General features: G+C 61.5%; 8 protein-coding genes. 3 read left to right on the forward strand and 5 right to left on the reverse strand.

What is annotated here, in order from left to right; genetic code table 11:
- Positions 1-111: 111 nt before the first annotated feature.
- Positions 112-1716, reverse strand: coding sequence for an NAD(P)/FAD-dependent oxidoreductase (locus GSQ89_RS28955; protein ID WP_158931601.1), 1605 nt, complete (start codon positions 1714-1716; stop codon positions 112-114).
- A gap of 180 nt (positions 1717-1896) precedes the next feature.
- Here GSQ89_RS28955 and GSQ89_RS28960 point away from each other — a divergent pair, with 180 nt between their 5' ends.
- The gene (locus GSQ89_RS28960; protein ID WP_158931602.1) at positions 1897-2745 is read left to right on the forward strand and encodes an IclR family transcriptional regulator; all 849 of its coding nucleotides are present in this window, start codon (positions 1897-1899) and stop codon (positions 2743-2745) included.
- A 27-nt stretch (positions 2746-2772) separates the two neighbouring features.
- Here the strand turns inward: GSQ89_RS28960 and GSQ89_RS28965 are convergent, their stop codons facing one another.
- Positions 2773-3330: an alpha/beta fold hydrolase gene (locus GSQ89_RS28965; protein WP_158931603.1), complete on the reverse strand. Its 558-nt coding sequence runs from the start codon at positions 3328-3330 to the stop codon at positions 2773-2775.
- 956 nt (positions 3331-4286) lie between these two features.
- Here GSQ89_RS28965 and GSQ89_RS28970 point away from each other — a divergent pair.
- Positions 4287-4721: a nuclear transport factor 2 family protein gene (locus GSQ89_RS28970; RefSeq protein WP_158931604.1), complete on the forward strand. Its 435-nt coding sequence runs from the start codon at positions 4287-4289 to the stop codon at positions 4719-4721.
- Between the two features lie 165 nt (positions 4722-4886).
- The gene (locus tag GSQ89_RS28975) at positions 4887-6164 is read left to right on the forward strand and encodes an MFS transporter (protein WP_158931605.1); all 1278 of its coding nucleotides are present in this window, start codon (positions 4887-4889) and stop codon (positions 6162-6164) included.
- Positions 6165-6171: 7 nt separating this feature from the next.
- Here GSQ89_RS28975 and GSQ89_RS28980 read toward each other — a convergent pair whose 3' ends face one another.
- The 3 genes from GSQ89_RS28980 to GSQ89_RS28990 form a co-directional block, all read right to left on the reverse strand.
- The gene (locus GSQ89_RS28980; protein WP_158931606.1) at positions 6172-6606 is read right to left on the reverse strand and encodes a DUF3592 domain-containing protein; all 435 of its coding nucleotides are present in this window, start codon (positions 6604-6606) and stop codon (positions 6172-6174) included.
- A 55-nt stretch (positions 6607-6661) separates the two neighbouring features.
- A complete protein-coding gene (locus GSQ89_RS28985; RefSeq protein ID WP_158931607.1) occupies positions 6662-7018 on the reverse strand; it encodes a hypothetical protein in 357 nt (118 codons plus the stop codon).
- 279 nt (positions 7019-7297) lie between these two features.
- A partial coding sequence (locus tag GSQ89_RS28990; protein WP_216856458.1) for a hypothetical protein occupies positions 7298-7572 on the reverse strand: 275 nt, incomplete at its 5' end.

Here is a 7572-nt window from a genome sequence, read left to right on the forward strand (position 1 = left end):
GGCCGGGTGCGGCCTGGCCGTCTTCGCACGAACGGTGGGGGGGCAGATGGCCGGGACATGCCCGGCCATGACGATAGACAACGTCGAGCGGGAAAGGCGACGCTTGGTTGGTCAGCTCAGGGCCATTTCCTGGTAGCCGTTCGCGGCGACGTCATCACATCGGGCGCGATAGGCTGGGGCGCTGCCGCTGTAGCGGGCGATGATGCGGGTTTGCTTGCCCTCGACATTGGAGTTGATGCCGGTCATCCAGGAGTTGACTTCGTTGGACAGTAAACCGACGCCCAGCGACTTCACGTGGTCGGTCCAGGACGCGACGCCTGCTTCGGTGGCCTCCAGGCGGGTCAGGCCATGGTCCTTGGCGTAGCCGACCAGGCCGGTGACCCAGTCGACGTTGTATTCGATGCTGCGCGGGATGTTGCCCAGGGCGGTGTGGGGACCCATCAGCATCATCATGTTGGGGAAACCCTCGACCAGGACGCCGAGATAGGTTTCCGGGCCGGATTTCCAGCGGTCTTTCAGACGCTGGCCGCCGGTGCCGCGGATGTCGATCCGGTCGAAACTGCCGGTGATGGCGTCGAAGCCGGTGGCGAAGATGATGATGTCGAATTCGTATTCGGTTTTGCTGGTCTTGATGCCGGTGGGCGTGATGCGCTCGATCGGGGTTTCCAGGATGTCCACCAGCGTTATGTTGTCCTGGTTGTAGACTTCGTAATACTTGGTTTCCATTGGCACGCGCCTTGTGCCGAAGCCGTGATTCTTCGGGATCAGTTTCTCCGCCACGGCCTGGTTTTTCACGCGCTGGCGGATCTTTCGGGCCACGAAATCGCTGATCAGGGCGTTGGCTTTCCGGTCGGTCAGCATGTCGCGGAAATTGCCCTGCCAGATGCCGAAGCCGGGCGAGGCGTATAGACGTTCGTAGGTGGCCTCGCGTTCTTCGTCGGAGACTTCAAATGTGCCGCGCGGGTCTACGGTGTGGATGAAGCAGGCGAAAGTTTCCTGGCAGCGCTTGAAAAGTTCTGGGTAACCCGCTCGGATTTTCGCCATCTCCGCCGCGTCGATCTTGGCGTTCATTAGGGGGGCGCACCAGTTCGGTGTGCGCTGGAACACGGTCAGCGTGCCGGCGGTCTTGGCGACTTCCTGGATGGTCTGCACGCCGGTGGCGCCGGTGCCGATGACGGCGACGCGCTTGCCCTCGAAGCTGACGGGTTCGTGCGGCCACCGGGCGGTGTGGAAGGAGGCGCCCAGGAAGCTATCCACGCCGGGGATGGTCGGCAGGGTGGGTGCCGACAGCGGGCCGATGGCGGTGATCAGGAAGCGGCTGCTGAAGCGGCTGCCGTCTTCCAGCGTCACGTCCCAGGTGTTGGTGGTGTCCTGGAAATGGGCGGCGCTGACCCGGCTGCGGAACTGGATGTCTCGGCGCAGGTCGAATTTGTCAGCGACGTAGTTCAGGTAGCGCAGGGTTTCCGGCTGGGCGGCGAAATGTTCCGACCAGTCCCATTCCTGCAGCAGTTCTTCCGAGAACGAATAGCTGTAGGAGTAGCTTTCCGAGTCAAAGCGCGCGCCGGGGTAGCGGTTCCAGTACCAGGTGCCGCCGACGCCGGTGCCGGCTTCCAGCACACGGACGGTCATCCCGAGCTGGCGGAGGCGGTGGAGCTGGTACAGGCCGGAAATCCCTGCGCCGATGACGATGGCGTCGTAATGCTGCTGGTCGGCCACTTTTACACTCCCGTGTCAGAGGCGCGGTTCTTGCGCTGCCTTCTGTTGCATTTAGTTGGAATGGTAAAAATCCTCATAATGAGAGATTTTTGGTGGGTCAACGGAAATTTAAGGTTTTGTAGAAATTTTCTATTTCTCATACTGAGAGAATATCGCTACCATTGCGCGGATTGCGAGGTCATGGCCATGGATGACGAGATCAGCCCTCCCGAACGTGGCCGTTCGGCGGCGGGTGAAACCAGCATCACGCGGGTCCTGGGGATTTTGGATTTGTTCACACCGGAAGCGCCGGTTTGGACGGTGGACATGCTGGTGGACCGCCTGCTGCTGGGGCGGGCGACCGTCTATCGCTATGTGCGGGCGCTGTGCGATGCGGGGTTTCTGGTGCCGGTGGCGGGGGCGGGGTATGTGCTGGGGCCTCGGTTCATCGAGTTCGACCGCAGTATCCGGTTGGCGGACCCGTTGCTGCACATCGTGCCGCCGGTGATGGCGGAGCTGCGGGATGTGGTGAATGGCGGGCAGTTGCTGTGCGCGTTCTACGGGCTGCGCGTGCTGACGGTGTTGCAGGACAAGACTGACCCGAACATCACGATGAGTATGGAGCGGGGACGGCCGTTCTCGCTGTTCCGGGGGTCTCCGTCGCGGGTGATCCTGGCGAATTTGCCGACGTATCAGTTGCGCAACCTGGCGCTGAACCATTCTCGGGATATCGCGGAGGCGGGGTTGGGGCAGAACTGGGCGGAGTTCCGCGAGGCGATGCGGGTGATCCGGCGCAACGGGTATCTGGTGGCGAGCGATATCGACAAGGCGCTGGTGGGGATCTCGGCGCCGATTTTCCATGCGCCGGGGGCGGTGGCGGCCAGCCTGTGCCTGGTGCGGATGAAGGAGAACGTGTCGGCGGAGGACGCGGTGTTCCTGGGGCGGCTGGCGGTGGAGGCTTGCCGGCGGATTTCGGATGAGTTGCAGGCGTTTCGGCCGGGGGACGCGGATGTTGGGGCGCCGGGGTTTCCGATTTCGCGGGTTAGGTAGGGGGGAGTTTCCGTATGTTGTCCTCGGCTAACCGGGCAGTTCTCTTGCAAATCGACGAGCCAGGACCGTTAGGACTTCAGGATCCCGATTAATCGTGACATGTGCGCCGAAGATCTCGAAGCAATCCTCAGGCTGTGAGGGCTCAACACAGCTCTCCCAGGCGACGATGCCATCGTTCCGACTGAAAATGAATGTGCCCGGCACCGGCAACGGCTGTGCCGCCATGCTTGCCATCTGCGGCAAATCCGGCGTACGCCACACGCGCAGAAATGGAGGGAGCGGCAGAAGTGCGCTGTCCATGGTCTCTCTGAACGGACTGCAGACGGTCGCTACCTGACGCACCTTGTCAGGATGCAGATGAGCTAGCAGGCGGGCAAATATCCCGCCCATGCTGAATCCTATGATGTTTAACGGGCCATGCTGCGCATGAAGCGCCAATAACCGGCGTTCGATGCCAACCAGAAGGCGAGGCGTTGGACCGACATTCGTACCCAATTCCCAGCCGAAAGAGCGGTAGCCGAGTTGGTCAAGAGCTGCACGTGCCGGTGCCGCGTGGACGTCCCCACGCCCGATAACAGGAAGCACTAGGACTGGCCGTCCATTGCCGCGCGGCAGAGTGGGGTCGAGGACGAGGGCAGGGCTTGGCCGAAGGAAAGCGATCGCCTCCGCCATCGTGCGTCGGATGGCAGGTCGGACAGGAGAGTAAGGTGCTATGGATGTACGACGGGATAGGGCGATCATCTTACCAACTTGGTTGTTTCTCTTGCCTAAGGTTAACACCGGCCTAGGAGTCAGCACATGTCCGGCGGGCCGGCGGGGATATCATTCATGTAGATTTCGACGGCCAAGACCAGTCGTTCCGCTCTGGTCCTAGTGTTGGCCCTAGGGGGCATACCGATATATCGCGTTTCCATATCGATCAGGTACTCAACGGCCTCAAGCATCGTTGCGCCGTCTCGAAGAAGGCTGACCAAACTCTGCAGGTACGTATCGTATTCGTCCCGGGGGCAGTCGGTGTCCTTGAGACCAATCGGGTCCCATAGGTCCCACCCAAACTGGCGCAGCGAATTAAGGGATATGCGTCGAGCCAACTTCTTCATCCGAACGATGCTATCGAGGATTGACCTTTCTCACCAGCGCCTGAGCTATATGCCAAGGCTGTGCATTTCGCATTCACGAAAGGTGAGGCTTTCATCGACTGTGGTTTCGACATACGCAAAATCAACGGGGGTGATTCCGGCGCCACCTGATCGATGCCGCCATGCCGTACGGCTCTTCCGTCAATGCGGTCATTCAAAGAACGTGGCCGCCTAGCCTAACTGCCGCCGCGGCAGAGGTGGTGCTGGGATCTGGCCGAACCGAGCATGCCAGACGGTCATTCACCAGCGCGATGTGACCGAATCTGACGTTGTGCGGTTGGCGGCTGTAGCGGACGCGACCCCGTTGTTCTTCCATCGGGAAGGGGCGATAGTGGAATTACCATCTGCACTAGAGGACGTCGGGTAGCAGCCGATCACCGCATCGAGAGGGAGGCCTGAATTATGGACACCCATCAAGCCGCACCAGTTCAGCAGGATGATGAGGCGAAGATCCGGGCTGTTGCGTTGGACTATATTGGCGGGGTGCTTGAGAACGATCCGAACCGGATGGAGCGCGCACTCCATCCGGAGTTGGCCAAACGCGCCTACTTACCCGGCTTGGACGGAAAACCGCAATTCTCGCAAATGTCGGCTATGGCATTGGTCCAGAGGGTCGGAGCAGCAGGACGTAGACTTGATCCCAGTCGCCGTGCCGAGGTCGTGATCCTCGACCGCTACGAGGGAGCGGCTTCCGTCCGAACCACATTCGACGAGTGGATTGACTACTTGCATATCGTCAACGTTGGAGACGCGTGGAAGATTATCAACGTGCTATGGGAACTCACGCCCGAGCAGTGGGTCGGGTTGGGCGGCACGCCAGGTGAGCGAATGCGATAGAGCACGACGCAGGTAGTACGTCAGGTAATACACTGCTTGGGAGCGCCGGGCGGAGGTCGCGATTGGGTGCGGTGCCGCAGCCTCACGCCCACCCTCCACGGCCCCCCCCTCGAGTTGCCTTTTCCCCCCTGATCGTCCAGTCACGTCTCAACCGGGGGGAACATCGTGGACCAGACAATCGAGCGTGCAACGATACGGGCCGTGGCGTTCCGCCTGCTGCCGCTGGTTTTCCTGCTGTATTTCTTCAGTCTGATCGATCGCACCAACCTGGGTATCGGTGCGCTGACGATGAACCACGACCTGGGGCTGAGTGCCTATGGCTACAGCCTGGGGGTCGCGGCGTTCTTCATCGGCTATATCCCGTGCGAGATCCCCAGCAACCTGATCCTGGAGCGGATCGGTGCTCGTTTGTGGATCGGGCGGATTGCCATCACCTGGGGGTTGATCGCCATGTGCATGGCGCTGGTCAGCGGGCAGACCAGTTTTCTCATTGTGCGGTTCCTGCTGGGTGTTGCCGAGGCTGGGTTGTTTCCCGGGTTGTTGCTGTATCTCAACTACTGGTTTCCGAAGGCGTATCGCGCTCGGGTCAACGCCGCGCTGGTGCTGGCGATCCCGGTGTCCAACGCGCTCGGGGCGCCTTTGGCCAGCAGTTTGATGGAGTTGCACGGCTTCCTCGGGTTCGCCGGCTGGCAGTGGATGTTCGTGCTGGAGGGGCTACCGAGCGTGGTGCTCGGGTGCTTTATGTTGCGGTATCTGACGGAGCATCCGGTCAATGCGACGTGGCTGGACCCTCGGCAACGGGCGTGGCTGCAGGAAACGCTGGCCGCGGAGTGGGCGGCGGTGGAGCAGGAGCACTCCCGGCTAGGGCTGTGGCAGGCGCTGTCGGACCGGCGGGTGGTGGCGCTGTGCCTGGTGTATTTCTCGATGGGCACTACGGCGTACGGGTTGGGGTATTTCCTGCCGCAATTCATCAAGGCGTGGGGGCTGAGCAACCTCGCCACTGGGTTCACGGTCGCGGTGCCGGAGACGATCGGCATCATCGCCATGCTGATCTGGGGGTCGTGGTCCGACCGGGTGGGCAACCGGCGCCGCAGCCTGTCGATCGCGCTGATGATCGGGGCGGTGGGACTGACCGGCATGGCGCTGTTCGGGGCGTCGCCGTGGTCGCTGATCGCCGTGGCGGTGGTCTCGATCGGGTTCAGTTCGGCCAGGCCGATGTTCTGGACGCTGCCGCCGTCGTTCCTGAGCGGGCGGGCGATCGCCGGGTCCATCGCGTTGATCAGTTGCTTCGCGAATTTCGGCGGGATCGTGGGACCGGTGGCGATCGGCTGGGCGAAGACGGCGACCAACAGTTTCGCGGGCGGGTTGTATCTGGTGGCGTTCATCGCGTTTACCGCGTCGATGATCGTGTGGTTCGGGTTGCGGTCGGTGGCGCGGGAGTAAGTGCGGGTCAGAAACCGATATGCCGGGAGGGCAGGGGAGGCGATGGTCTGTTCTTCATGGCAACAAAGACAATCGCCGGAATGCCCGTGAGCAGAATTCCGAACGGCGCGAGGAACAGCGGTGTCAGCCACAACTGAAACGAATCGACCTTCGCATATTCGGGATGGTTCGGCTCGCAGAGGACCGGGACTTTCTCGCCGTTATCATATGGTTGATCGGTGGATCCAAACGTTGAGGTGATCGTGACCGTCCGACCGTCCGGGGTAATGAAGCGGAATCGGGGATACAGAAACGTGCCGCCGTGGCTGCCGCCGGCTTGGGCGACACTGCCGGCATAGATGGCCTCGGTCTTCGTTGCGCTACTAACGAAGATCGCGACCTGGGTGAAGGTTATTGCCGCCCCGATCAGAAAAGGCAGTCCTATGACGAACGGAATCAGCATAGCGAACCGACTGGATCTGGACATGCGGTAACCATTGATACGTCAGGTGGGCCTGTCAAACGGTCGGGCGCGATGCACGCGGTTCGCGGATCCGGGGAAAGACCCCGAGGGCGGCATCGTACCCGTATTCGGCGTCACAGGTTACGCATATGGCCCAAAGGCGGCGAACCAGCCGAAACCGGATGCCCGGCCGGTCATGACGCAGCGCCGCGACATGCGCGGCCCATGCCGCGTCCGCCCGCCGCAGCGACGCGGTGCCCAGGATCGCGCCGCAGTGCTTGCATCGAGCCTTGCCGGCGGCCGCTTCCATGCGCCGCTGGTCGCGGGTGTGCAGGACCATCGCGACCGGGATCAGCACCGGTGATGCGAACACAAAGGCAACGATCATCAGCAGAAGGCCAGCCTGGCGCATGGGGCATGATACCCGCGGTTATTGGGCGGGCAATGAGGCCTGTGGTGTGCCAGGTTGGGGGGCAGGAACGTGGACCGATATGGGCGCTCGGGCGGCACAGGATTTGGCAATGGATGTGGTAGCGACGTTACGGGCGCACGAGGCCGAATTGCGTGCGGCTGGCATTCGCCGCCTGCCGCTGTTCGGGTCCGTGGGGCGGGGCGAGGCTGAGGGCGGCAGCGACGTGATTCCCGATCGCTTCGAAGTTCGAAAGTTACCAACCCGGAGCCTTGCCGCTTGCTAATCGACTGACTTACCAACCTGCAACGGATGCAACTGATCCGGGAAACAGGCGTCGAGTTCTCGCCAGAGCATATCTTCAACTAAAACATGATTATGCCCCCGGTATTCTTTGTTATCGAATAGCCACCAATTCTCAAGCCAAATCAGTGGCTCGCCAGGTAGGACTTGGCGAATCTTCCACTGGCGGTAGTTATCCTTCACGCCCAATCGTTGACTACCGTCTTCTCCGATTGGTCCAGTATCAACGGGCATTTCGAGCCACTGGAACCGTT

Source organism: Acidisphaera sp. S103, from assembly GCF_009765975.1.
Taxonomy (GTDB): domain Bacteria; phylum Pseudomonadota; class Alphaproteobacteria; order Acetobacterales; family Acetobacteraceae; genus Rhodopila.